General features: G+C 69.6%; 23 protein-coding genes and 1 pseudogene. 7 read left to right on the top strand and 17 right to left on the bottom strand.

The features are described 5' to 3' along the window. Positions 1–109 precede the first annotated feature (109 nt). From menC to STHE_RS15160, 11 genes and pseudogenes are all read right to left on the bottom strand, one after another. Positions 110–1,180 carry an o-succinylbenzoate synthase gene (gene menC, locus STHE_RS15110; RefSeq protein WP_012873455.1) on the bottom strand — a complete coding sequence of 357 codons (1,071 nt, stop codon included), beginning with the start codon at positions 1,178–1,180 and terminating at the stop codon, positions 110–112. Continuing rightward, the gene (locus STHE_RS15115) at positions 1,177–2,082 is read right to left on the bottom strand and encodes a 1,4-dihydroxy-2-naphthoate polyprenyltransferase (RefSeq protein WP_012873456.1); all 906 of its coding nucleotides are present in this window, start codon (positions 2,080–2,082) and stop codon (positions 1,177–1,179) included. Before STHE_RS15115 ends, menC begins: the two co-directional genes overlap by 4 nt. A 170-nt stretch (positions 2,083–2,252) precedes the next feature. After that, entirely contained in the window at positions 2,253–3,080 is an 828-nt protein-coding gene (menB, locus tag STHE_RS15120; protein ID WP_012873457.1) for a 1,4-dihydroxy-2-naphthoyl-CoA synthase, read from the bottom strand. Positions 3,081–3,244: 164 nt separating this feature from the next. Further along, complete coding sequence (locus tag STHE_RS15125) at positions 3,245–3,826, bottom strand: GNAT family N-acetyltransferase (RefSeq protein ID WP_012873458.1); 582 nt, start codon at positions 3,824–3,826, stop codon at positions 3,245–3,247. 58 nt (positions 3,827–3,884) lie between these two features. Further along, on the bottom strand, positions 3,885–4,103 hold the full coding sequence (locus tag STHE_RS15130) for a DUF2283 domain-containing protein (protein ID WP_012873459.1): 219 nt from the start codon (positions 4,101–4,103) through the stop codon (positions 3,885–3,887). Next, positions 4,100–4,339: pseudogene (locus STHE_RS19715) on the bottom strand (hypothetical protein). Before STHE_RS19715 ends, STHE_RS15130 begins: the two are co-directional and overlap by 4 nt. Continuing rightward, complete coding sequence (gene menH, locus STHE_RS15140) at positions 4,336–5,169, bottom strand: 2-succinyl-6-hydroxy-2,4-cyclohexadiene-1-carboxylate synthase (RefSeq protein WP_012873460.1); 834 nt, start codon at positions 5,167–5,169, stop codon at positions 4,336–4,338. The pseudogene STHE_RS19715 and the gene menH overlap by 4 nt, the downstream one beginning before the upstream one ends. Further along, a complete protein-coding gene (menD, locus tag STHE_RS15145) occupies positions 5,160–6,938 on the bottom strand; it encodes a 2-succinyl-5-enolpyruvyl-6-hydroxy-3-cyclohexene-1-carboxylic-acid synthase (protein WP_012873461.1) in 1,779 nt (592 codons plus the stop codon). The genes menH and menD overlap by 10 nt, the downstream gene beginning before the upstream one ends. Next, positions 6,935–8,365 (bottom strand): isochorismate synthase, encoded by a 1,431-nt coding sequence (locus STHE_RS15150; RefSeq protein ID WP_052295394.1) that lies wholly within the window; start codon positions 8,363–8,365, stop codon positions 6,935–6,937. The genes menD and STHE_RS15150 overlap by 4 nt, the downstream gene beginning before the upstream one ends. After that, positions 8,350–8,982, bottom strand: a complete 633-nt coding sequence (locus STHE_RS15155; RefSeq protein WP_012873463.1) for a TetR/AcrR family transcriptional regulator — start codon at positions 8,980–8,982, stop codon at positions 8,350–8,352. Before STHE_RS15155 ends, STHE_RS15150 begins: the two co-directional genes overlap by 16 nt. Before the next feature lie 270 nt (positions 8,983–9,252). Continuing rightward, positions 9,253–9,789 (bottom strand): NUDIX hydrolase, encoded by a 537-nt coding sequence (locus tag STHE_RS15160; RefSeq protein WP_012873464.1) that lies wholly within the window; start codon positions 9,787–9,789, stop codon positions 9,253–9,255. 137 nt (positions 9,790–9,926) lie between these two features. Here STHE_RS15160 and STHE_RS15165 point away from each other — a divergent pair, with 137 nt between their 5' ends. Beyond that, positions 9,927–11,618 carry an FAD-dependent thymidylate synthase gene (locus tag STHE_RS15165; RefSeq protein WP_012873465.1) on the top strand — a complete coding sequence of 564 codons (1,692 nt, stop codon included), beginning with the start codon at positions 9,927–9,929 and terminating at the stop codon, positions 11,616–11,618. Between the two features lie 486 nt (positions 11,619–12,104). Here STHE_RS15165 and STHE_RS15170 read toward each other — a convergent pair whose 3' ends face one another. Continuing rightward, positions 12,105–12,749, bottom strand: a complete 645-nt coding sequence (locus tag STHE_RS15170) for an orotate phosphoribosyltransferase (protein ID WP_012873466.1) — start codon at positions 12,747–12,749, stop codon at positions 12,105–12,107. Between the two features lie 299 nt (positions 12,750–13,048). Here STHE_RS15170 and STHE_RS15175 point away from each other — a divergent pair, with 299 nt between their 5' ends. The 6 genes from STHE_RS15175 to STHE_RS15195 all read left to right on the top strand — a co-directional run bounded on the left by STHE_RS15175 (position 13,049) and on the right by STHE_RS15195 (position 19,866). Further along, positions 13,049–14,407, top strand: coding sequence for a bifunctional folylpolyglutamate synthase/dihydrofolate synthase (locus STHE_RS15175; protein WP_012873467.1), 1,359 nt, complete (start codon positions 13,049–13,051; stop codon positions 14,405–14,407). 505 nt (positions 14,408–14,912) lie between these two features. Beyond that, positions 14,913–15,041, top strand: coding sequence for a hypothetical protein (locus STHE_RS19595; RefSeq protein ID WP_012873468.1), 129 nt, complete (start codon positions 14,913–14,915; stop codon positions 15,039–15,041). Positions 15,042–15,319: 278 nt separating this feature from the next. Continuing rightward, positions 15,320–16,771 carry an NCS2 family permease gene (locus STHE_RS15180; protein ID WP_012873469.1) on the top strand — a complete coding sequence of 484 codons (1,452 nt, stop codon included), beginning with the start codon at positions 15,320–15,322 and terminating at the stop codon, positions 16,769–16,771. Positions 16,772–16,912: 141 nt separating this feature from the next. Next, on the top strand, positions 16,913–17,464 hold the full coding sequence (locus STHE_RS15185) for a class I SAM-dependent methyltransferase (RefSeq protein WP_012873470.1): 552 nt from the start codon (positions 16,913–16,915) through the stop codon (positions 17,462–17,464). Positions 17,465–18,127: 663 nt separating this feature from the next. Next, on the top strand, positions 18,128–19,510 hold the full coding sequence (locus STHE_RS15190) for an acyclic terpene utilization AtuA family protein (protein WP_012873471.1): 1,383 nt from the start codon (positions 18,128–18,130) through the stop codon (positions 19,508–19,510). A gap of 8 nt (positions 19,511–19,518) precedes the next feature. Beyond that, entirely contained in the window at positions 19,519–19,866 is a 348-nt protein-coding gene (locus STHE_RS15195; protein WP_012873472.1) for a DUF4387 domain-containing protein, read from the top strand. Between the two features lie 104 nt (positions 19,867–19,970). Here STHE_RS15195 and STHE_RS15200 read toward each other — a convergent pair whose 3' ends face one another. The 5 genes from STHE_RS15200 to STHE_RS15220 are packed head-to-tail and all read right to left on the bottom strand — an operon-like array spanning position 19,971 to position 25,172. Beyond that, positions 19,971–21,077 (bottom strand): C45 family autoproteolytic acyltransferase/hydrolase, encoded by a 1,107-nt coding sequence (locus STHE_RS15200; RefSeq protein ID WP_012873473.1) that lies wholly within the window; start codon positions 21,075–21,077, stop codon positions 19,971–19,973. Next, the gene (locus tag STHE_RS15205) at positions 21,074–22,093 is read right to left on the bottom strand and encodes an ABC transporter ATP-binding protein (RefSeq protein WP_012873474.1); all 1,020 of its coding nucleotides are present in this window, start codon (positions 22,091–22,093) and stop codon (positions 21,074–21,076) included. The genes STHE_RS15200 and STHE_RS15205 overlap by 4 nt, the downstream gene beginning before the upstream one ends. Then, positions 22,090–23,157: an ABC transporter ATP-binding protein gene (locus STHE_RS15210; protein ID WP_012873475.1), complete on the bottom strand. Its 1,068-nt coding sequence runs from the start codon at positions 23,155–23,157 to the stop codon at positions 22,090–22,092. The genes STHE_RS15205 and STHE_RS15210 overlap by 4 nt, the downstream gene beginning before the upstream one ends. 27 nt (positions 23,158–23,184) lie before the next feature. Beyond that, entirely contained in the window at positions 23,185–24,141 is a 957-nt protein-coding gene (locus tag STHE_RS15215; protein WP_425376007.1) for an ABC transporter permease, read from the bottom strand. Positions 24,142–24,161: 20 nt separating this feature from the next. Beyond that, on the bottom strand, positions 24,162–25,172 hold the full coding sequence (locus STHE_RS15220) for an ABC transporter permease (protein ID WP_012873477.1): 1,011 nt from the start codon (positions 25,170–25,172) through the stop codon (positions 24,162–24,164). Between the last annotated feature and the right edge of the window lie 180 nt (positions 25,173–25,352).

Raw genomic sequence — 25,352 nt, forward strand, 5'->3', positions numbered from 1 at the left:
GCCTCTATGGCATGGCTAAGGGGTGCCGTGAGGTAGCCCACGCTTCTTTCACTCGGATTATCCCGCGTTCCGCCACACGCAACACGGAACACGCAACACGGAACTCGAATCACACCTCCACTCCCAATCCACCTCCGGCCGGGAGTGCCATCCTCCCCTGGTGAACCTCGAGCGGGCTGGCGAGAAGGTCGCTGGTGAGGAGGGAGCCGGTGGCCAGACCGCAGGCGGGGATGGGATCGGGCAGAGTGGCGGCCACGTGCAGGGCGAGCGCGGTGCCGACCCCGGCGTCGATGGTGCTGGTCACGATCGCACGCAGCCCGGCATCGGTCGCCTCCTCGATGATGTCCCGCGCCGCTCGGGGACCGCCCGCCACCATCGGCTTGACCACGACAGCATCGACCGCGTCGGCCTGGAGCAGCGCCCGCACAGCATCGAGTGTGGTGGCCGACTCATCGGCCGCGATCGGTACATCGACCGCCCGTCGTACCCGCGCGAGCCCGGCCACGTCACCCGGCGGGACGGGCTGCTCCACCAGATCCAGGTTGTAGGCGGCGAGTCGCCGCAGCAGGGCGATAGCCTCGTCGGGCGTCCAGGCGCCGTTGGCGTCAAGGCGTAGCGCGACGTCGGGGCCAACCGCCGAACGTACCGCCGCCACCCGCTCCACCTCGGCCGAGGGCGACCCGACGATACCGACCTTGAGCTTGACCGTGCGGAACCCGGCCTCGACGGCCTGCTTCGCGGCCGCGGCCGCGTCCTCCAGGCCGGGGACGCCGACGGTCGCGTTGACCGGCACCTCCGCCGCGTGGTTCGGCGCCAGCAGGGCCGCGAGGGGCACGCCCCGCGCGCGGCCGAGCACGTCGAGCGCGGCCGTCTCCAGCGCGCAGCGGACCGCGGCCACGCCGGGCCGATCGAGCGGCAGGGCAGCGCAGCGGTCGAGCAGTGCCTCCAGCGTTGCGCCGGTGAGCGCCGGTGTGAGGGCCTCCAGCAGGGCCGCCGCATCGGCAGCAGTGCCGCCACCGAACTCCGTCAGCGGCGCAGCCTCGCCCAGACCCTCGACCCCGGCATCCGTCGCCAGCCGGAGGATCAGGCCCTCGCGCGCTGTCGCACGGCCGTGCGCCGTGGCGAACCCGGCGGCGAAGGGGATGCGGTAGGGTGTGATCTCAAGCCGGGTGACCCTCACAGCAGCAGGCCCAGAGCAAGCAATGCGCCGAAGAGCAGGTGGAGCTGGCTCGTGCGCTTGAGTATCGGGTTCAGGGCGGTGCCGGTCGCGCCGCCGAGCGTGGTCCGGACCAGTGCAATACCCAACGGCAGCGAGAGCCACGACAGCAGCACCCAGGCGCTGGCGGCGCCGGTCAACCACAACAGCAGCGGGACGAGATAAGCGACAAAGGCGAAGAGGGCGTACTGGACCCGGCTCGCGCGGGCGCCGATCCGCACCGCCAGGGTGCGCTTCCCGGCGGCACGGTCGGTGTCGATGTCCCGCAGGTTGTTGATGACCAGGATGTTCGTCACCAGCAGCCCGACCGGCACCGAGACGGCGAGCGAGAGCGCGTCGACGGTGCCGGACTGGAGGTAGGCACTGCCGGTGACGGCGATCACGCCGAAGAAGATGAAGACGAAGAGGTCGCCCAGCCCGTGGTAGCCGAACGGCCAGGGGCCGCCGGTGTATGCCCACCCGCAGAGGATCGACAGCAGACCGATCACCAGGATCGGCCAGCCACCGACCATGACCAGGTAGAGGCCGACCAGGGCGGCAGCGCCGAAGGTCAGGATCGTCGCCCGCTTCATCTGCTCGGGCGTCACCAGCCCGCGCTGCGTGACCCGCACCGGGCCCAGCCGCTGAGCGGTGTCGGCGCCCCTGTGGAAGTCGGACAGGTCGTTGGCGTAATTGGTACCGATCTGGATCAGCACGGCGGCCACCAGCGCGGCCAGGAACGGGAGCGGGCGGAAGGCGCCGGCGGCCACCCCGGCCGCAGTTCCGACCAGCACCGGCGCGATCGCGGCCGGCAGCGTCGGCAACCGCGCGGCCATCACCCACACCTTGATCCGACTCGGCGGTGTCAGCGTCCCGCTCTGCTGCATCTGTGATCGGCCCTCACTCCTCAGCCCTCATTGCTCCCAGGGGCAGTCTCCCCTCCCCCCTTCCCTCCTCTCGGACGGAGCCCACGAGGGGAGAGGGGGAGAAGACAGGCCGGGCAAGGCTCCATGCGATGCCCGCGTGCCCGATCGCGCCGCCCTCACCCGCGTCAATCCTACGGAAAGCGTGGGAACTTGGAGAAGTCGGGCTTGCGCTTCTCGATGAAGGCGTCGCGTCCCTCCTTGGCCTCATCGGTCAGGTAGTAGAGCAGCGTCGCGTCGCCCGCGAGCTGCTGCAGTCCCGCCAGGCCGTCGGTGTCGGCGTTGAACGCCGCTTTGAGGAAGCGGATCGCCGTCGGGCTCTTCTCCAGGATCTCGCGCGCCCACTGCACCGCCTCCTCCTCCAGCCGCTCCAGCGGGACGACGGTGTTCACCAGGCCCATCTCGAGCGCTTCCTGGGCGGTGTACTGACGGCAGAGGTACCAGATCTCGCGCGCCTTCTTGTGCCCGACGACCCGGGCGAGATAGGTCGCACCATACCCGGCGTCGAAGCTGCCGACCTTGGGGCCGGTCTGGCCGAAGATTGCGTTGTCCGCGGCGATGGTCAGGTCGCAGAGCAGGTGGAGCACGTGGCCGCCGCCGATCGCATAGCCGGCCACGACCGCGATCACCGGCTTGGGCAGGAGCCGGATCTGCCGCTGGACATCGAGGATGTTGAGCCGCGGAATCCCCTGGTCATCGACGTAGCCACCATCGCCCCGGACCTTCTGATCACCGCCGGAGCAGAACGCCTTGTCCCCCTCGCCGGTCAGGAGCACCACCCCGATCGTCGGGTCCTCCCGCGCGTGGTGGAACGCATCGGACATCTCGAACACCGTCAGCGGCCGGAACGCGTTGCGGACCTCCGGCCGGTTGATGGTGATCTTGGCGATCCCCTCCCCCTCGGCCCGCTCGTAACGGATATCGGTGTACTGCTTGATCGGTACCCAGGTGACTCCGCTCATTGGACCTCCTCCCTCATGCGTCATGCGTCATACGTCATCCGTCCCCTCACCCCGGCTCCCTCTCGGACAGAGCCCACCAGGAGAGAGGAGAGCACGTCGTCACGATGTTCCCCCTCTCCCAACGTTGGGAGAGAGGGTCAGGGGGTGAGGGCCGCTCTCGCGGCTCACTTCCCCCGCTCCCACTCGTCAGCCAGGAGGGCATAGATCAACGTGTCGCGCAGCGCGCCGGACGGCGTAATGGCCTCGCTGCGCAGGCGGGCCTCCAGCCGGTACCCGGCGCGCTCGGCAACCCGGGCGCTGCGGGCATTGTTCGCGTCGCAGCGGATCTCGACTCGCCGCGCGCCGAGGGTTTCGAAGGCGAAGCGGGTGATGCCGCGCACCGCTTCGGTTACGTACCCCTGCCCCTCGTACCGGGTCCGCACCCAGTAGCCGATCTCCATCTTGGGCACCCGCCAGTCGATGCGGTGCAGGCCGCTGCTGCCCACGAAGGCGCCGGTCGTCTTCTCGTACAGATGCAACCGGAGCTCAGTGCGGGTCAGGAAGTCGGCCCGCGCCTGGCGGATGTTCGCTTCAGTGTCGTCCACGCTCGGCACCGGGTGGACCCACTCCATCCAGGGACGCAGCCGGTCGAGCGACTCCAGGATCGCGGCGTTCACCTCCGCGCCGTCGCCCGGCAACGGCGCCCGGATCAGCAGCCGCTCCGTCTCGAACTGCTCCGGAAAATCGCGCAGGATGGGTGGGATCATGAGATGCCTTCGCTTCCATCCACGGTAGGTTCGACCCGGACCAAACGCCTCCCCCGGCTCATCGCTCCAGGGAGAGACTCGCCAGCGGCAACTCCACCGCCTCGAGGCGCGACAGATCAGCGACCTGGCTGGCATGGTCGATATCGATGCCAACGAGCCGGCCCTCCGCGTCGAAGTCCAGCACAACGCCGGGCGCGACCTCGCGCGACTCTGCGCTGGGCCGCTCGGCCAGATCGATGTAGAGCGAGTCGGTCTCGGGGTAGTAATGGAACTTCACGGCTGGACCTCCTTGAAACCGCGATCGGGGAAGGCATTGTGCACGGTCTCGCCGTCCTCGAGCGTCACCACACGCAGATACTTCTAGAGCTCGGGCACCCAGATCCAATATCGAACTCGTCCGTCACCCTGCACCTCGCGGTGCGCCGGATTGCGCAGCGCCTCCTCACACCACTCACGCCGGATATAGGGCCGCTTCCGCAAGACCTGCTCTTCAAAATACCGCGTCGTCTTCACGTCCGAGCCGGTCGCTCCCTCTTCTCCACCAGGAACCCCAGCACCGCCTCGACAAACGCCTCAGGCTGCTCCAGGTGCGGGGCATGCCCGGCGTCGGGGATGATCCTGACCGTCGCCTGCGGCATGGCGCCCGCCATGGCGCGACTGATCTCCACGTATTTTCCGTCAAGCTCCCCGGCGATGAGCAACACCGGCACAGCGATCTCACCCAGGCGGTCGTGCACCGGCGCCATGGCCCCGGCGCCCATGCCGCGCAGGCTATTGGCGAGGCCGCGTGGGGTGTGGCTGAGACGCTGCGCTCGCAGGCGCGCCCGCGTCGCCTCCGGCAGCCGCTGCTGGCTGGCGAAGAGGGGCAATCGCTCCCAGGCATCGACGAAGGCTTGCAGCCCCTCACGCTCGATCCGGTCGGCCAGGGCCGCATCGCTTGCCACGCGGGCCGCGCGCTCATCCGGGTCGGCGATGCCCGGCGACGCACCCTCCAGCACCAGCGCGCTCACCCGCTCGGGCGCGGCCAGCGCCAGGTGCAGCGCCGTCCGCCCACCCATCGAATAGCCGAGCACGGCAGCGCGGTCGATGTCGAGCGCGTCGAGCAGCGCGACGAGATCCGCCACGCAGCGATCCATGGCGTACCGGGCCGGGTCGGCGGGCACGTCGGAACGGCCGTGCCCGATCAGGTCGGGCGCGACCGTGTGGAAGTGCGCCTGCAAGGCGGGCAGCAGCGGCTCCCACGTGGCCGCGCTGCCGGTGAAGCCGTGGAGCAGTAGCAGCGGGGGACCGTCGCCCCCGCGCTCGACGTGGAGACGGACGCCGTTGACCGCGATCAGGCCCACGCCGGCACCTCACCCGCCAGCGCGGCCGACACCGCGCGCCACATCTCGCGGTGGAGCGCCACGTTCCGCTCCCGGTCGGTCGGCACCTCGACGATGCTCAGACCCGACGCCGCGACGCCTTGCGCAACGGCCTCCCGGAAGGCGTCCCAGGTCGCGATCCGGGTGTACGCCGCACCGTAGAGGTCGGCCACGGGGCGGAAATCGAGGCCATGGGGCGTGCCGAAGAGCGCCTCGAAGTGCTCCGGATAGGCGGCCTGGGGCAGGAAGGAGAAGATCCCACCGCCGTCGTTGTTGAACAGGACGATGGTCGCGCTCAGGTCGTGCAGCTTCGCGGCCAGCAGGCCGTTCATGTCGTGGTAGAAGGAGATGTCGCCGATCGCCAGCACCAGCGGTCCGTCGCTGGCGGCCGCGGCGCCGAGCGCGCTGGAGATCACGCCGTCGATGCCGTTGGCGCCCCGGTTTGCCAGGAAACGGATCGCCCGCTGGCTCCGAGGGAAGAAGGTATCGAGGTCCCGCACCGGCATGCTGTTCCCGGCGAACAGGGTGCTCCCCTCCGGCAGCAGCGCGGCAAGTTCGGCGAAGACCTTACCCTCGAACAATTCGTCCATTCCGGCCAGCCGCTGCGCGATCGCGCCGCGAGCGGCGCGGTCGGCCTGCTGCCAGGTGGTGAGCCAGGTGGGTCGGCCCTCACCCCCCGACCCCCTCTCCCAATGCTGGGAGAGGGGGAGATCCGTAAGCGCGGAGCAGAGGTGGGTGGGCGAGGCGTGGACGACCTCGGCAGCGAGGAGTGCGGGATCCTCCCAGCCGTCGCCACCGTCGACCACGATGTGCCGCGCGGCCGGGTGGCGCTGCAGGTAGAGCAGCACCGGCTTGGATGTCGGCATGGCGCCGAAGCGCAGCACCAGATCGGGCGCCAGGCGCTCGACGAGCGCCGGGTCGCGCAGGAACGCATCGTAGGCGTCGAGCACGACATCGTCCACGTGCGGCCCACAGCGCACGTGCGATAGCGGGTCGGCCAACACCGGGAAGCCGAGCGCGCGAGCAAGCCCAACCACCGCCGGACCGAGGTCCGGGTCTGTCTGCGGCCCGCAGACGATCAATCCCCGCCGGGCGGCGGCCAGCTCCTTCGCCAGAGCCTGCACCGTCGCCGGGTCGGGCACGCGCGGGGCACGCGAGACCGTGATACCCGTCGCCACGCCCTCGGCGGGCGCATCCTCCTCCGGTGACAGCGGCATGAGCGGCTCGCGGAAGGGGAAGTTGAGGTGCACCGGGCCGGCCGGGTCAGCGAGCGCGGTGGCGGCGGCGCGTGCGGCGAGCATACGGGCGTATCGCAGCATGCCGGGCGTCGCCTCCGGCGGGGCCGCATCAACGAACCACTTCACGTTGCTGCCGAAGAGATGAATCTGATCGATGGCCTGCGGCGCGCCGACATCGCGCAGCTCGTGCGGGCGGTCGGCCGTCAGCAACAGCAGCGGCACCCGGGCATAGCGGGCCTCGACCACAGCGGGGAGGAAGTTCGCCGCCGCCGTTCCGGAAGAGCAAACGACCGCGACCGGCTCGCGCCGCGCCTTGGCCATGCCGAGCGCGAAGAAGGCGGCCGAGCGCTCGTCCAGGTGCAGCCAGAGGCGGATGTCCGGATGGCGCGCCAGCATCACCGCCAGCGGCGTGGAGCGGGAGCCGGGCGCGAAGACCACGTGGCGCACCCCCGCCCGGGCGAGCTCGTCCACGAAGGCACCGACGTAGGTGAACAAGACCTGCTCGTGCGTCACTCGGTCTCTGCCCCCTCGATCCCCAGCGCCGCGAGCATCGGCCGCAGCTTCACCGACGACTCGGCATACTCCCGCTCCGGGTCGGAGTCGCCCATGATGCCGCAGCCGGCGAACAGCGACGCCTCGGCCCCCTCGACCAGCGCCGAGCGCAGGGCCACGGCGAACTCACCCTGACCGGAAGCATCCATCCAGCCCACCGGCGCGGCGTACCAGCCGCGATCCAGTCCCTCGTGCTCCCGGATGTAGCGCAGCGCCTCCGCGCGGGGCGTCCCGCCCACCGCCGGGGTCGGGTGCAGGCGCGCGACCAGGTCCATCAGCGTCGCTCCGTCGCGCAGCCGTGCGGTGACCGGGGTGTAGAGGTGGTGCACGTTCCGGACGGAAAGGATCTCCGGCTCGTCCGGGGTCTCGACCTCGACGCACGGACCGTCGAGCGCCGTGCGGATCGCCCGGACGACGACCGCATGCTCGGCGCGGTCCTTGGCACTGGCGAGCAGCGCAGCGGCCAGCTCCCGGTCCTCCTCCGGGGTCGCCCCGCGCGGGATCGACCCGGCCAGGCTGGCGACACGGACTGTCCGGCCGTCCAGCCGCACCAGGCGCTCGGGCGTGGCGCCCAGGAAAACCCGCTCGCCCCGGGCCACGGCGAAGACGTAGCAGCTTGGATAGGCATCGCGCAGCCGCCGGAGCGCCGCCTCGACATCGAACGGCTCCTCAGCCTCGACCCGCACCTCCCGCGCGAGCACCACCTTCTCCAGATCGCCACGGCGAACCGCCGCTGCAGCCTGGGCGACGGCGGTGAGGAAACGGGGGACGGCCCTCACCCCCTGCCCCCCTCTCCCAACGTTGGGAGAGGGGGAATCCGGCGCCGACTGCGTGCTGGGCATTCCGTCGTGCTCAATGCTCCCCTCTCCCAAGGTTGGGAGAGGGGTCGGGGGTGAGGGGTGCCGATCCCCCACCACCACATTCACACGCCGCCAGCACTCGCCGCCCTGCAGAGTGAGCGTCTGGCGCGGGAGGATGAGGCGAGCGTCAGGGAAGCCGCACCAGCGGGGAGTGGATGGGCGCTCGGGATCGAAGGCGAAGCCGCCGATGACGGTCGGGCCGGGCCCGTCGCCAACGATCAGCGCCCCATCGAGGAGCGCGCGCCAGGCCGCGTCCGCCGCCGCGAAGCGCTCCGGACCGGTCGGCTCGATGACATGGGCGGCGCCGACCCCGACCAGGGCGAAGTCCGCGTCAGGTTGGAGCCAGAGGCAGCGGTCACTCGCCGTGGCCGCCTGAGCGAAGACATCGATCGGATCCTCCGCAGCGACCCGCTCGCTCCAGCTCACCAGGACCGGCGCGCCGCGCTCGGCGGCCAACCGGCGGGCCCGCGCCAGGAGCGGCGCCAGCACCTGCTCCGTGTCGATCCGCTCTGTCACATCGAGGGCCACGACACGTCTCCTTCAGGCCCCTCGGACGGCATGCCGACACTGCGGCGGAGCAGCGCTCTGAGGGTCGGGTAGTACGACTCCAGCGGGGGTGGGTCTGGGTCGAGCAGCCAGTCGGTGACGACCTCGTTGATGGCACCGAACCAGACCAGCCCCGCAACCCGTGTGTCGACCGGCGCGATGTCGCCGCGGCGGATCCCCTCGTCCAGGTGGCGAGCGATCAGGCCGGCGAACTCTCGGTGGATCTCCAGCATCTTGGTGTTGAACTCGCGCCCGGCCCCGAGCGCGTCGACGAGGAAGAGCCGGGCCAGCGAGCGGTGCCCGCTGAAGGTGTCGAGGACCACGCGCAGCGCGGCATCCATCTTCGCCAGCGAGTCCGTCTCGGCGGCGATGGCCGCTTCGGCGCGGGTCATCAGGAGCGCCGCCATGCGGTCGAGCAGCGAGAGGAAGATGGCCTGCTTGTTCGGGAAGTGGAAGTAGACCCCGCCCTTGGAGGTGCCGGACGCCGCGGCGATCTCGTCCATAGCGGCATCCCGGTAACCCCGCCGGGCGAATATGGCGAGCGCGGCCTCCAGGATGCGCTCGCGCCGGACCTCGCTGCGCGCCTGCTCTCGCGTCACACCCCGCTCCCCTCACCCGCGGCTCTCGGCGACAAAACCGACCGACGAGTCGGTCGGTTTTTCATCATAGCAGGGAGTGGGGGTGGGGGGAAGGGGGGAGGCGAGCGCGTCATGCGTCACACGTCATACGTCACTCGTCATGCGTCATGCGTGTTGCGTGTTCCGTGTTGCGTACGTCGTATTGCGTAGTCCGTGCTCGGTGTCCGTGGGCGATAAGGCAGCGGTGGTCCACGAAACACGGAACACGCAATACGCAACACGCATCACGTCTCACCCCCACACGATCCGCTCCAGCGTCCCATCGGGGTGGTACGACGCCACGCCGAGACGCGGGGGCTCGCGGCCGGCGGGGTCTCGCGTCAGGCCGTCGATGAGAAGGGGCAGCACCTGGGCCGTGTTGTCGATGACGTCGAGCCCGGCGATCTCGTCAGCCGTGACCCAGGCGAGATCGCCCTCATCGCTGGTGGGGAGCACCGGCTCGGCGAGGGTACCGGTGAAGTAGAGAAGGAGCGTCAGCGGTGCGCCGGGGCGGGCCTGGACGAGCACCCGCCGCAGGGTCAGGCCGGCGATCTGCTCCGGCGCGATGCCCGTCTCCTCCTGGACCTCCCGGAGCGCGGCGGCGTGCAGATCGGCAAGCTCCTCCGGCTCGACGCGCCCGCCGAGCCCGGTCCAGCGGCCGGGCGCGAAGCGCTTGGTGGCGGCGCGCCGGAGCAGCAGGTAGCGCCCACCGTACGCGAGCAGCACCATCGAGTAGACTTCAAGCGCAGGTGGCCGCGCGCGGTCCGCGGCGTCGTTCCCGGTTACCATGCTCGCGCCCCCTCACAGTCCATCGCCAGCTCCAGGCCCGCGTTGTTGACAAGCGTACAATATGTACGTACACTCGGGCTACGCAGCGACGGCCCCCCGTCCCGGCCGTGACCGGGTACCTCCAAGGTGGTGAGCACATGGCAGCACCGGCAGATCGGCAGCAGGCGTTCGAGACCCCGTTCCCGTTTCGGTCGACACCGCCGACCGTCCGGCTCATCGGGCAAGAGTCGGCGCACGACCCGTTCGCCCTCACCGTCGCCGCCGCCTGGACCTGCTACGGCGCGCGCCCGGCGCGGGTTGAGAACGTGCTCAAGCTGATGGACCCGTCGCTGGATGAGCCGGGCGACGAGGTGCGCCCGGCACGGCGTGAGCGTGCCCAGCGGCTTTACCCTGACCTCTTCGCGGCCGGCCACCACACCACCTTCCAGCACGCGAACTTCGTCTTCGTGCTCGACGGCGTCTCCCGGCTCGCGATCTGGTCCTTCTTCCACAGCCACCCGCACTACAACTCCGAGCAAGTCTCGCAGCGCTACCGCGAGGTCAGCGGCAAGACGATGGTGACGCCCGACCTGCCCGAGCCGCTGCTGGAGATCTACACGGCTGCCATCGAGCGGGCGCTGGAGGGCTACCGGCGGCTGGTCGACCTGCTGACACCCGACCTTACCGCCCGCTACGCCCGCGTCTTCCCCGCGCGCGCCAAGGCGCGGGATCCGGAGATGGCGGAGCGGGTCCACCGCGACGTGCAGCGTAAGGCGCAGGAAGTTGCCCGCTACGTGCTGCCGCTGGCGACCCCGGCACACCTCTACCATACCGTCAACGGGCTGACGCTGCTGCGCTACTACGTGCTGGCCAACCAGCTCGATGTCCCGGGCGAGGTCCGCTACATCGTGAATCGGATGGTCGAGGAGGTCTTGAAGGTCGATCCCAACTTCCTCGGCGCCCCCGGCCACCCGCTCGACCTGCGCCTGATCGCGACCGAGGACACCCCGGAGTACCAGGCGCTGGCCAACCTGCGGGCAAACCTCGACCAGACCGGCAACGAGGAATTCTTCCGCGAGTTCGACGCCGAGCTGGGCAACTACCACTCAAAGCTCGTCGCCTACAACCCGAACGCCGAGCGCCTGCTGGCCAACGCCGTCCGCACCGTGCTCGGCCGCAGCCGCGACGAGCTCTCCGACGCCGAGGCGATTGCGCTCGTGCTCGACCCGGCGCGCAACCACTACCACGGGCACTCGCTCTTCCTGGCGATGCACTCCAAGCTGATGCAGACGATGAACCACGTCCCCTTCACCTTCCAAAAGCGCATCAGCGGCGCCGAGGAAGCGCAGAACCAGCGGCACCGCGGCACGCTCTCCTCCAGCCCGGTGCTCTCAGCCCACCTGCGCCAGGAGCCGGACGTGATCGTGCCGTACGACGTGGCGCGGGTGCCGGAGGCGCTGGAGGAGTACCACGCCACGGTGCGCGCCCTCTGGGACGCCAAGAACCGGCTGCTCGACGCGGGCGTCCCGGTCGAGCAGGTGCTCTACCTACTGCCCAACAGCCACCACGTCCGCTTCTACGAGACGGGCACGCTGCTCACCTACTTCTGGAAGTGGGTCAAGCGGCTCTGCTACGACGCGCAGCGGGAGATCTTCGAGACGGCCCGGCAGGAGACAGAGCAGGTCAAGCAGGTGCTCCCCGAGATCGGCCGCTACGTCGCCCGGCCGCCCTGCATGCTGCGCCACGAGGCGGGCACCCGCCCCTTCTGCCCCGAGGGCGAGCGCTACTGCGGCATCCCCGTCTGGCGCAACTACGACTTCGCCCGCATCGCCGAGCGGCGGATCCTGTAGGCGTCGTGTGTGTTCCGTGATGCGTGTTGCGTGTCACGCGTGTTCCGTGATGCCTGTCGCGTGACCTTCTGGTGAGGCACAAGCGGTGTAATCGACCGGGGTCGAGCGCTTCCTCGCTCGACCCCGGTTTCATGCTCCAGCGCGGTGACCAATCCCCTGCACGCCGCCGTGTGTCACACAATGCTGGACGACCACGCCATTATGTCATCCTGAGCGAAGCGAAGGATCTCGCGTCAGAACCACCACCCAGTGGGGAGATCCTTCGACTCGGACGGAGTCGCCAGGCCCGGCTGATCGCCGCTCCCGGCTCCGCTCAGGATGACACGGCCTCAAACCAAGACTGCCACCACGGGTGCCCGGCGCTCGCTCGTCGGCGAGGGCCGCACTCCGGGACTGTTGTGGAGTCGATACTGTCAGAGATACAGCGGGGCTAGAACAGTGTGGATCGCCTGCGTATTGTGCGCCGGACTCGTCGTGGCGACCTCGTCACCCGCGATGCCGGCCGGAGGTGCTGTCGAGGTAGTCGATCACCTTCTGGTAATCGGCGGTGTCGATCATGCCGCTCTCGTGGTAGTACGTGATCATCATGCGCAGCCCGAGGATGGGCATGACCCGATAGCCGTGCTCGTGCAGCCGGGCGACGCCGCCCTGCTCCCGATCGATCAGGACGATCGCGTCGCGGACGATCAAGCCGGCCTTCTCCAGGGTCCGAGCGGTGGTGAGGATGCTGGTACCGCCGGTCATCAGGTCGTCGATCACCAGGACGGTCTGCCCCGGCACGACCCTCCCTTCGATCTCCGGGTGCGAGCCGTCGGGGCGCACATAGAGCAGCGGGGTATCGCTGACGAGCGCGTAGGCGGTAGCGATGTGCAGGCCGCCCATCGGCACGCCAGCCACCGCGCCGAAACTGGCCAGGCGGGGCTTGCGCCGGACCTGATCGGCCTGGATCTCCTGATGGATTAGCCGCGCGATTTGGCGCAGGACCGCGGGGTCGCTGATGAGCACGCGCGGGTTGATGTAGATCGGCGACCGGCCGGCGGTCGGTCCGAGGTCGAAGTCGCCAAACTGCACACCACCAAGGGCATAGAGCGCCTGGGCCAGATCGAGCTTGGATTCGGACCCGAAGAACACGCTGTCGTCGTCCTCCCGACGTGCGGCACGGCCGATCGGCACGATAGTGGGGAGACGATACCATAATCCCACACTGGTTGCGTACTGTTTCCTATCCCTCCACACACGCGCCCGGCCGGTGATAATGCCCGCCCGGCACGCACCGCCGCGCTCCTCACCACCGGCACCACCTACACCGTCGTGACTGCCGTCCCCAAGGCGATGCGGATCCCTCCCCACCCCGCGCACGAACTCGCCCCGGGCGCTATGATGAGCGTCGGGACAAACGGGGTTTAACGCCGCGGCGAGGGAGGGGGGAGATGGACTACCGGGAGGCGATCGCCTACATCATCGAGCGCTCCGGCTACGACCGGGGCTTCGTAGCCAACCCCTTCGACGCCGAGACGGTCGGCCTCCAACGCACCAAGTGGTTACTGGAAGCGCTCGGCAACCCCGAGGAGCGCTTCACCGCCGTGCACATCGCAGGCACCAAGGGGAAGGGCTCGACCGGGGCCTGCGTCGCCGCCATCCTGCGCGCCGCGGGAAAACGCACCGGCCTCTACTCCTCACCCCACCTCCACACCTTCCGCGAGCGGGTCCAGATCGACGGCGAGCCGATCACGCCTGAGGACTTCGCCGCCCTGACCGCCGAGCTTGCCGCGGTCAACAGCCGCCTGGCCGAGGCGCGGCCCGACTGGGGCGAGGCCACCGCCTTCGAGGTCTCCACCGCGCTCGCCTTCCTCGCCTTCGCTCGGGCTGGTGTTGAGGTCGGCGTGGTCGAGGTCGGACTCGGCGGGCGACTCGACGCCACCAACGTCGTCACCCCGGCCGTCGCCGTCATCACCCCGATCAGCTACGACCACACCGCCATCCTGGGCGACACCCTCGACGCGATCGCGACCGAGAAGGGGGGCATCATCAAGCCGGGCCGCCCGGTCGTCCTCGGCCCACAGCCGCCCGAAGCCCTGGCCACCCTGGAGCGGATCGCCGCCGAGCGCGGCAGCCCGGTCTACCGGGCCGGTCGCGACTGGCATGCGACCGGCACCGACACCGGCTTCGACCTGACCGGCCCGTGGGGGACCATCCGCGACCTGCGCGTCGCGCTGCGCGGGCGACACCAGGTGGAGAACGCAGCCACGGCCGTCGCCGCCTGCTGGCTACTGCGCGAGCAGGGCATCGACATCCCGGAGGACGCCATCCGCGCCGGGCTGGCAGCGGTCCACTGGCCCGGCCGCCTGGAAGTCGTGCGTGAGCAGCCCCTGGTCGTGGTCGACGGCGCGCACAACGTCGACGCCGCCGCCCGCCTCGCCGAGGCGCTGGTCGACACCTTCGGACAGCGCCGCCGCACGCTCGTCCTCGGCATTGCCCGGGACAAAGACATCCCGGCGATGCTGGAGATCCTCGCCCCGCTGGCGGACCGGATCATCGCCACTGCCTCCCACCACCCCCGGGCCGCCGATCCGGCCCAGGTCGCAGCCGCCGCCCGGGCGGCCGGCGGCGCCGGGCTCGCCGTCGAGGAGGCTCCCGACATCGCCACCGGGCTACACCGCGCACTGGATGCCGCCGCGCCGGAAGACCTGATCTGCGTCACCGGCTCCCTCTACGCCGTTTCCGAGGCCCGCGAGGCCCTCGGCCTCGCCCAGGCCGACGACTTCGAGCGCGAGCTGCTGTTCCGGTGAGGAGACGAATACCGCGAATCTCCAGACCGCTGGTGTGAAGAACCCCGCACGTGGCGCGTGCCCGGGGGTAAACCCCCGGGCTGACTAATAGAAGCCGGCTGAAGCCGGCTTTGGAGTGCGGCGGCAAAGCCGCCGCTTTGGTATGGCGCGGCGTGATGCCAGGCGCCCGCAGACGGATGGTGCGCGGGGCGCCGCGGCGTGGTTGGCACCCGTAGATGGGTGGCGCGAAGGTTCCTGCGCCGTGGTCCGGGCCGGGGGGTAATGCCGCCGGGCTGACAGGGGAAGCCCGGGGGTTTACCCCCGGGCACATGCCAGCGGACGGGGCCGGCACTGCTCCGTTCGGCGCCCACGCTCCGGATCGTGTCCTATGCCCGAAGCCTGCAAGATTCCGGCGCTCCCACGTCATTCCGCTTCCACCCCACCCAACCGTTGACGAGGCGGCACGGACTGGCCTATCCTCTGCAGCAGCGTGCGGTCATGACCGTCGATCGAGGAGGAAAGACCGTTGGAGAGTCCTGAACGCGCCTATGGCCGGGCCGCCGTCGCCTTGGTCGTCCTGTTGATGCTGAACTTCGTAGCGCTGTTCGGCCTCATGGCTCTCGGCCTCTCGCAGGGCTTCAAGATCACCTGGTAACGCGCCCCGCACTTTCCCCACAGGTGAGTACAGAACATACCCCGCCCGCCCGGCATTTTCGGGCGGGCATTGTCTGCTGATCTGGTTCACCGTTCCCTACTCCCATCTGCGTGACGCGTATCCGGCGACGGGCCGCCCCTTCCCGAAGGCGGGAGAGAGGTGCATACGTTCGCAGGACTTGACGCTCACGATCCATTGCGCATCCGGTCAACAGACCCTACACTCGTCGTGTAGAATGAACCGGCGGCGGTGGTCTTTCGCGGGAGGTGGAGCGTACGGTGAGTCAGCAGACGGTCGCGACACGGCAGGAGCCGGGAACCGAGGGGTTCCTCGACCGGTTCTTTCATCTCAAGGAGTTCGGGACAACCGTCCCGACGGAGGTGATGGCGGGCCTGACCACGTTCATGGTCATGGCCTATATCCTTTTCGTAAACCCGATCATCCTGGGCAATCCTGATCTTCCCGATCAATTCCCGATCCGTGCCACCGCGACCGCGACGGCGCTGGTGGCGGGCGTGATGACGATCATCATGGGCCTGGCGACGAACCGCGCCTACGCCATCGCGCCGGGGATGGGGCTCAACGCCATCGTTGCCTTCCAGCTCGTCGGCTCGATGGGGCTGACCATGCCCCAGGCAATGGGCGTGATCGTGGCCGAGGGTCTCGTCATCACGGCGCTGGTGCTGCTCGGCATCCGGCAGGCCGTGTTCAACGCCATCCCAACCGAGTTGAAGAAGGCTATCTCGGTCGGTATCGGGCTTTTCATCCTGTTCATCGGGCTGGTCAACGGCGGGATCGTCGTCGCCGACCCGGCGACCCTGGTGGCGCTGGGTGACCTGCGCGGGGCGCCGGTTTTCGTCACCGCCTTCGGTCTGGCCCTCACCATCGCGCTCATGGCGCGCAACGTCAGGGGCGCAATCCTGTGGGGCATCCTGGGCAGCACGGTGGCGGCGATCATTGCCAAGGCGGTCACCGGGACCGACGCGTTTGCGCCCGGCGTGGCTGAGTTGCCGAGCCAGTGGATCGCGACGCCCGACTTCGGCACGATCGGTCAGTTCTCCTTCGGCTTCATCGCCGAACTGGGCGTGCTCACCGCCATCCTGGTGGTCTTCGCGCTCATGCTCTCCGACTTCTTCGACACCATGGGCACCCTGATTGGGGTCGGCAGCCAGGCGGGCTACCTGAACGAGAAGGGTGAGCTGCCCCAGGCGCAGCGGGCGCTGGTCGTCGACTCGCTCGCGGCGGTCGCGGGCGGCGCGGCAGGGACCTCCTCCGCCACGACCTACATCGAGTCAGCGGCCGGGGTCGGCGTCGGTGGGCGCACGGGGCTGGTGGCAGTGGTCACCGGCATCCTCTTCCTGCTGGCGATGCCGCTGGCGCCGCTGGTCGAGGTCGTCCCGAGCCAGGCGACGGCGCCGGCGCTGATCATCGTCGGCTGGATGATGATGTCGGTGCTGAGCGAGCGCGAGACGCGCACGCAGGACGGCCGGACGATCGTCGGCCGGGCCATCGACTTCGCGAACCTCGAGGAGGGACTGCCGGTCGTCGCGACGATGGTGATGATGCCGCTGACCTACAACATCACCAACGGCATCGGCGCCGGCTTCATCACCTGGACGCTGATCAAGATCTTCAAGGGGAAGTTCCGCGAGGTGCACCCGGCGATGCACATCGCCAGCCTCGCCTTCCTCGTGTACTTCCTCCGCAGCTACCTCGGCGTTGAGGTCTAGCCAAACGCGGAGGCACGCCACACGCGCACGACGGGCGGCGGGGACGGGTTCTCCGCCGCCTGATCATTCCCGAGGCCGGCGCGCCAGGACATGGTGCGCCCCCGCACCGCCCCAGACCCCAGGAAGGACGGGTAGCCGACCATGGACCACGCCGACCACGTCCGCCTGCTGCGCGACGGGGTACCCACAGAGCCAGGGGTCTGGGCCGACCTCGGCTCCGGTACTGGCGCCTTCACCCTGGCGCTGGCCGACCTGCTCGGCCCCGGCGCGACGATCTACTCCGTCGACCGCGACGCCGACGCACTCCGCCGGCAGGAGCGCGCGATGCAGGCCCGCTTCCCGACCACGACGTTGCACCTCCTCGTGGCCGACTTCACCCGCCCGCTCCCGTTGCCGCAGCTCGACGGCATCGTCATGGCCAACTCGCTCCACTTCGTACGGGACAAGGAGCCGGTGCTGCGCCTGATCCGCGGCTACCTCCGACCCGGCGGACGCCTGCTCCTGGTCGAGTACGACACCGACCACGGCAACCGCTGGGTCCCCTACCCCCTCAGCTACGACACCTGGGAATTCCTCGCCGCCCGCGCCGGCTTCACCGCCACGCGCCTCCTCGCCGTCCACCCCAGCCGCTACTTCCACCGCATCTACTCCGCCGCCAGCGAGCGGGGGGAGGACAGCGCACGCCCCTCGTAGGAGCGGATTCGAGGCCCCGGCCCTGCCGCGCCTGCGCGGACGCCCGGGCCGTGGCATGGGCCAGCACGTGTGGTGGGAGGGTTTTCGCGCGGTGGCGTTTGCCCGGGGGTAAACCTCCGGGCTGACAACGAAAAGCCCGCTAAAGCGGGCTGAGGCGGACCAGGGCTTACACCGTGGCGTTGGGTGCCCGCCGTCCGGTCGGTGCCCGGGGATAAATCCCCGGGCTGACACGGCGAAGCCCACTGAAGGGGCTGGGGACGCAGCGCCCGGCGGGGTGCCGGATCGGATCCGTCTGGATATAGCCATCACAGCCCCTTTAGTGGGCTTACCCTGTATTCAGCCCGGCGGCTTGAGCCCCGGGCACGAACCGGGCGGCGGGACACCATGCAAGGGTGTGAGGACTGTCCCACCCCAGCCGGCTTCAGCCGGCTTTACTTGTCAGCCCGGTGGCTTCAGTCCCGGGCACAGACCGCGGTGTTGGACCCCTCCCCACCACCCCACCCCACACACCGACCTGCAATCACGCTTGCACCATGCCACCTTCTTCGCTATGATCGTTGCAGCATCAGACCGGATATACGGCGGGGGAGCGCGGCCCTGCCCGCGCGGGTGCGCCCAGTCCCGCGCGGGGAAGCGCGGAAGGAAGAGGGGGCTTCGGGACCGATGAGTACCCAACGGCAGATGCGCCTCATGTCGCCCACCGGGCATCTCGGCTTCACGCCGATCGAGCGCGGCAGCTTCGAGATCGGCCTCAGGCACGAGCCGGACGCCATCGTGGCCGACTCCGGGAGCTGCGACATCGGCCCCTACCCGCTCGGCTCGGACCAGGCCCACAGCCCGCGCGAGTGGCAGATGCACGACATCGAGCTGATCGTCCGCGGCGCCCGCGAGCTGGGGATCCCGGCCATCATCGGCTCGGCCTCCGACACCGGTACCGATCGGGGTGTGGATGACTACGTGGCGATGGTGCAGGAGGTGGTCGAGCGGGAGCGGCTCGGCCCGGTGCGCGTCGCCGCGATCTACTCCGAGATCGACCGCGAGTTTCTGCGCGGGCTGATCCGCGACGGGGTGGAGATCGCCGGGTTGAACGGCCGGCCGCCCCTGGACGAGGCGACGCTAGACCGCACCGACCGGATCGTGGGGGTGATGGGCGCCGAGCCAATCATCGACGCGCTGGATGCCGGGGCGGAGATCATCATCACCGGCCGGGCGTCGGACAGCGCCATCTTCGCGGCGCCTGCCCTGCGCGCGGGCTACCCGAAGGCGCTCGCCTACTGCCTGGGTAAACTCCTGGAGTGTGCTTCCTTCTGTGCCGAGCCCTACATGGGCAAGGAGACCGTCATCGGCACGATCACCGATGAGGACCTGGTGCTGGAGCCGATGCACCCGGGCCAGCGCTGCACGCCCGCGTCGGTCGCCGGGCACGCCATGTACGAGCGGATCGACCCGTTCACCGAAACGGTCGCGGCCGGGTCGCTCGACCTGCGGGAGATCCGGTATGAGGCAATCGACGAGCGGCGGACGCGCGTCACCGGCCCGCGGTTCATCGAGGCTCCGCGCCCGACGATCAAGCTGGAGGGTGCGGGCAAGGTCGGCGAGCGGGCGCTGGCGATCATGGGCATCCGCGACCCGATCACCCTCTCCTATCTGGACGAAGTGATCGCCTTCGCGCGGAAGAAGGTGGAGGAACGCTTCGGCCCGCCCGGCCAGCCCGGGGGCTACGAGCTCTTCTATCATGTCTTCGGCCGCAACGGCGTGATGGGCTACCTGGAGCCGACACCGGAGGTCGTCGGGCACGAGGTGGCCGTGGTTGTCGAAGCCGTGGCCCCGACCCGGGCGATGGCCGACGAGATCGCGGCGATGGGTTCACGCAACATGTTCTACGCCCGACTGCCGGTCGTGAAGGGCACCGCGGGCGGGGCGTCCTTCTTCTCCGATGAGGTGCTGGCGGCTCGGCCGGGCTACCAGTGGACGGTCGCCCACGTGCTGCCGGTCAACGACCCGCGTGAACTCTTCCGCACGCGACTGCTGACGGTGGGAGGGTAGGAGATCCGATGGCAGGAGAGACCGGCACCACGATGAAGCTGCGGGACATGGCGACGACGATCCGGAGCAAGAATGCCGGGGTCGACCACGTCACCTTCGACATCATCTTCCGGGAGCCGCGCTACTACGAGGCGGCGAAGCGGAGCGAGGCACTTACCCCGCAGCGCATCGCCGAGCTCTACCACATCCCGGTTGAGGACGTGGTCAGCTTCGCGGCCTTCGACCCGGCGCAGGCGATCAAGTTCACCATCCGGCGGCGACGCCCAGCCGGCAGTCCCGGCGAGCCCGATGCCTTCGGCTCGCAGATGTACCCGCCGCTCTTCGGCATCGAGATCGCGGTGAACGACGCCGATTGATCCACGGCCACAGCGTGGCTTCAGGAACGTCACCCCCAACAACCCACAAGCGGGAGGGAGCGCGCTCCCTCCCGCTTGTCGTATCGGACAATGCCGCGCCCGCGCTACTCCGCGACGACCGGGATTGTCTGGTAGGGGCTGGCGCACGGCAGGCCGTGGGCAATTTCCAGAAGGCGGTCTGCCGGGCGGAAGATGGTACAGGAGATCGTCTCTGAGGCGCGCTCCGGGGTGCGGTGGACGCAGATGGAGCCGACCGGGCCGTCGTGCCGCGCCATGAGAGCCCGCGCAAAGGCGGGATCGACCTGCCCGGCGGCCTCGGCGAGCGCGGTTTGGACGGCGGCATAGCGGCGGCGGGAGTGGTCGGCGGCGTCGGGCCAGGCCTCGATGTAGGCGTCCGCCAGCGCGGGAGAGACGAAGTGGTTGGTGGCCACCACGGCATCGCCCGCGCGACGCACGATGGCGCGCGTATGGTAGCCGCACTCGACGGTGGCGAGCGTGCCGTGAGCGTCGGCCAGGACGAGGTTGCCCGTGCCCTGCATCGGGACCGAGGCGAGGTACGCCAGCGCCGAGTCGACCGTCTCGTGTTCCTCCAGCACGTGGAGCATCAGGCTGTAGCGTGGCAGCCCGGGCCCCAGGTCGCGCGAGGGGACATGCGTGTCAGCGATCGCCAGACCGGCCGCGTTCATGCCGGAGCTGTAGACGCCGGGCGCGCCGGCGCTCGTCACCGCGCACCAGGGGATCCCCCGCTCGGGCCGGACGCGCAGGACGATCTGAAGTGACAGGTGATCGAGCCGGTAGTCGCGGTTCTTCACCAGGAGCGGGGTACCGTCCCGGGTCGCGGCGCCGCTGGCCGCCCAGGTAGTGCAGCCCTCCTCGGGGCCGGGGTGTCCGGCTCGGGCGAGATTGTGCAGGTAGGAGGCGGTCGCCGCGCCGAAGAGGACGTCCGGGTCGATGTCCATGCCTTCGGCCAGCCCGGCGATCTGCTCCAGCGTGGCCGGAGAGTGGCGCTCGAGAGCCGCGCGCAGTTCGGCGAGGCGCGCTCGGCGTGCCTCCGCCGGGAGCGGCACTTCAGCCTGGTGGCGTTCGGCGGCGGCGCGGATCATCGGCGCGAGCGACTGGACAGCCTGCCCGTGCTGGCGGCCGATCTCCCGGTGACTCCCGGCGACGTCGACGACGCGGATGGCGGCGCTCGCCGTGGCAGGCTCGCTCATCGGTTCCCTCCCGTGGTCGCCTCGGACGCGAAGAGGTGACAGGCGACGCCGTGGCCGTTCCGCTCCACCCAGCGCGGCACCTCGGTCTCGCAGATGCGGCCGATCTTGTAGGGGCAGCGGGTGTGGAAGCGGCAGCCGGACGGCGGGTTGGTCGGATCCGGCAAGTCGCCACGGAGGACGATTCGCTCGCGCGGTCGGCGCTCCAGTCGCGGGATGGCTGAGAGGAGCGCGCGGGTGTAGGGGTGCTGCGGATTCGCGTAGAGCTCGTCGGTGGGCGCCTGCTCGACGATCTTGCCGAGATACATCACCGCCACCCGGTCGCTGACGTGACGGACGACCGCCAGGTTGTGAGCCACAAAGAGGTACGAGAGCCCGTACTCCTCCTGCAGCTCCTCCAAGAGGTTCAGGATCTGCGCCTGAATCGACACGTCGAGCGAGGAAACTGGCTCGTCGGCGACGATGAAGCGCGGGCGGACGGCCAGGCTGCGGGCAATGCCGATGCGCTGCCGCTGGCCGCCGCTGAACTGGTGCGGGTAGGCGTCGAGGTGGCGCTCATTCAACCCCACCCGCCGCAACAGCGCCACGCTCTCGGCTTCCTGGGCGTAGTAGTCGCGCACACCCCGGCGCGCGAGCGGCACGGCCAGGATCTGGCGCACCGTCTTCCGCGGGTTGAGTGAGGCGTACGGGTTCTGGAAGACGATCTGCGCCTCCTGGCGGAAACGGGCCAGCCGCTCGCCGCTAGCGTTGTCGATGCGCTCTCCGTCGAAGTAGATCTCGCCGCTGGTCGGCTCATGCAGGCGCAGGAGGAGCCGACCCAGCGTCGTCTTGCCGCAGCCACTCTCGCCGACCAGGCCGAGTGTCTCTCCTCGACGGACCGCCAGATCGACCCCGGCGACCGCCTGAAGGACCGTCTCCTTCTCACGAGCGATGAGGCGAGCGACGATGCCGGGACGAGACACGAAGTGCTTAACAACGCCGCGCGCCTCGACCAGCGTGCGGTCGTGTGTTGCCGTCATGCTTCTCCCTCCCGCCGGTCGGCATCGAGCAGCAGGCAGCGCGCGTAGTGGCCGGGGCCGACCTCGACCCGGGGCGGCACCTGTGCCGTGCAGGCCGGGATCGCCCGGTGGCAGCGGGGCGCGAATGGGCAGGCGTTCTCCGGCAGCGCGGCGAGGTCCGGCACTTCACCCGGGATCGGCTCAAGTGGGGTACGCTCGCCTTCGAGCCGGGGGATCGAGCGCAGCAGCCCCTCGGTATAGGGGTGCCGCGGCCGGAAGAGCACCTCCTCGGTGGCACCGCTCTCGACGATGCGGCCAGCATACATAACCGCAATCCGGTCGCAGAACTCCGCCGCCACGGCGAGGTCGTGCGTGACCAGAATGATGCTCGTGCCGTGGTCGCGGTTGATCTGGCGCATCAGGTCCAGGATCTGCGCCTGGATGGTGACGTCGAGCGCGGTGGTCGGCTCGTCGGCCAGCAGGATGCGCGGTCGGCACGAGAGCGCGATGGCGATCAGCGCGCGCTGCTGCATGCCGCCGCTGAACTGATGGGGATAGTCGCGGTAGCGCAGCTCCGGCGCCGGGATGCCGACCTCGTGCATGACCCGCACGACCTCCTCGCGCTCAGCGCACAGTCGCTGGCGGTCGATCAGGTCGTGCGGCCAGCGGCGCTTGCGGTCGGGGTCGAGCCGGCCGTGGATACGCAGCGCCTCGCGGATCTGCTCCCCGACGGGGAACACCGGATTCAGCGTCGTCATCGGGTCCTGGAAGATCATGGCGATGTCGCCGCCGCGCAGCGCGCGCATGGCGCCCATCGGGAGGTCAAGCAGATTCTGACCACGGTAGCGGATCGCGCCCCGAGCAATGCGTCCCTGGCGCGGGATGAGCCGGAGGATCGACAGCAGGGTCATGCTCTTGCCGCTGCCGGACTCTCCGACGATGCCGAGGATCTCGCCCTCGTGGAGGCGGAGACTCACGCCGTCCACCGCGCGCACCGTGCCGCGCCGGGTCGCGAACTGGACCGCGAGGTCGTCGATCTCCAGGAGGGGTGTGCCGCTGGTCGGCGCCTGCCGGGTCGTCTGCATCGGGAATCTGCCTACCTCCCCGTGGCCCTATTGGGCCTTCAACCGTGGGTCGAGGATATCGCGCAGCCCCTCGCCCAGAAGGTTGATGCTCAGGACCAGGATCAAGATGGCCAGGCCTGGGAACGTTGCGACCCACCAGGCATCGAGCATATAGTCGCGCCCCTCGGCCACCATCGAGCCCCAGGCCGGGGTCGGCGGCTGGATGCCCAGCCCGAGGAAGGAGAGGGACGCCTCGGCGATGATGAAGGTGCCCATGCGGAGCGTGCCGACGACGATGACCGGGTTCATCACGTTCGGCAGCGTCTCGCGCAGGAGGATCGCCCAGCCGGGCTGGCCGAGGGCGCGGGCGGCCTCGACGTATTCCTTCGTCTTCTCCGCCAGCATCTCCCCGCGCACCAGGCGGAAGAACTCGACCCAGGACTTGAAGGTCAGCGCGAGGATGATGATCCAGAAGCCGGGTCCGAGGATCGTCATTACGCCGATGGCGAAGATGAGCATCGGGAAGGCGAGCAGGAAGTCGGCAATCCGGCTGACGACCGCGTCCAGCGGGCCACGGTAGTAGGCCGCGACCGCGCCGAGCAGCACCCCGACCACGGCCGAGAAGAGGGTCGTGAGTACGCCGATCGCGATCGAGACCCGCGCGCCGTAGATGATCCGGCTGAGGAGATCGCGCCCAACCGGGTCGCCGCCCAGGATGTACCCATCGCCGCCGAACCCGGCCGGCGCCGCCAGCCGCTGGGAGAGCTGGCTCTCGTCGATGCCGTGCGGCGCGATGGCGGGTGCGAAGATCGCGGCCAGGATGTAGATCAGGACGATCACGCCGCCGAGCAGCGCCGTCGGGTGGTGGAACAGCTCAACGGCAATGCCAGCCAGGCCACGCCCGGCGAGACGCAGACGGACCAGGGCCCGGCTCCGCAGGGCGGCAAATCGCCCCGGCGGCTTCGAGTACGTCGTCTCAGTGATCGTCGGCTGCGCCTTGCTGATCGGTCCACTCCCTCCCCGGACTAGAGCGCGATCTTCGGGTTCAGGTAGGTGTAGGCGATATCGACGGCCAGGTTGGCGAGCGCGAAGGTGCAGGCGTAGATGATGACGACCCCCTGCACCAGCGGGTAGTCCCGGGCGAAGATGGCGTCCACCACCAGACGGCCGATGCCCGGCCAGGAGAAAACGGTCTCGACGATCATGTTGCCGCCGAGCAGGGTGCCGACCTCCAGGCCGAGGATGGTCACGGTCGGGATCAGGGCATTGCGCAGCGCATGCTTCCCGACGACCACCAGCTCATGCAGCCCCTTGGCCCGCGCGAGGCGCACGTAGTCCTGGCTGAGCGCCTCCAGCATGCTGGAGCGAACGACCCGCGCCAGAAGCGCGGCCATGACCGCGCCGAGCGTCACCGAGGGGAGGACCAGATGCTTGAGGCTGTCGACGAGGGCCTTCCCGTCGCGCGTCAGGATGCTGTCGAGCACGTAGAGGCCGGTGACGTGTTCCGGCTCCAGACCGATCGTCGCCCGGCCGCCGACCGGGAGCCACTTCAGGTGCACGGCGAAGAGCATGATGAGCACGATCCCGAGCCAGAACCCGGGCATCGAGATGCCGACGAAGGCCCCGGCCATGCTCAGGCGGTCAACCGGCGAGTTGCGCCAGTAGGCGGAGAGGGTTCCGATCGGGAGCGCCACCGCCAGCGCGAAGAGAAGCGCGCCGAGGGCGAGCTCGATCGTCGCCGGGAAGCGGTCCATGATCAGGCCGGTGACCGGCTTGCGCTGCACGATCGACGTGCCGAGGTCCCCCTGCAGGACGCCGGAGAGATATGAACTGAGCTGGACATGGAGCGGCTGATCGAGCCGGTACTGTGCCTTGAGCAGGTCGATTTGCTCCTGGGAGACGTTGCCCTCCTGGCCCATGATGAGGTCGACCGGGTCCCCCGGCAGGTAGCGCATGAAGAAGAACACGAACACGGCGATGGCCAGCATCAACACGCCGGTCGCGATAAGTCGCTCCACGATCCGCGCCGCGCGCAACGCGTTCCGTCCTCTCCGCTACGCTGTGATCGCCGTGTTCCCAGGCGTGCGGGCGTCGCACGGAGCCTCGCCCGTCGCGCGTCCCCTCACCACGGGATGGACGGGCAGGGCGCCCGCACTCCCGTACTCCCGAAACTCTACCCCGGTAGGGGCAGGGCTTGTCACCCGCCCCTACCGGAG

Source organism: Sphaerobacter thermophilus DSM 20745, from assembly GCF_000024985.1.
In the GTDB taxonomy this organism is placed as follows: domain Bacteria; phylum Chloroflexota; class Chloroflexia; order Thermomicrobiales; family Thermomicrobiaceae; genus Sphaerobacter; species Sphaerobacter thermophilus.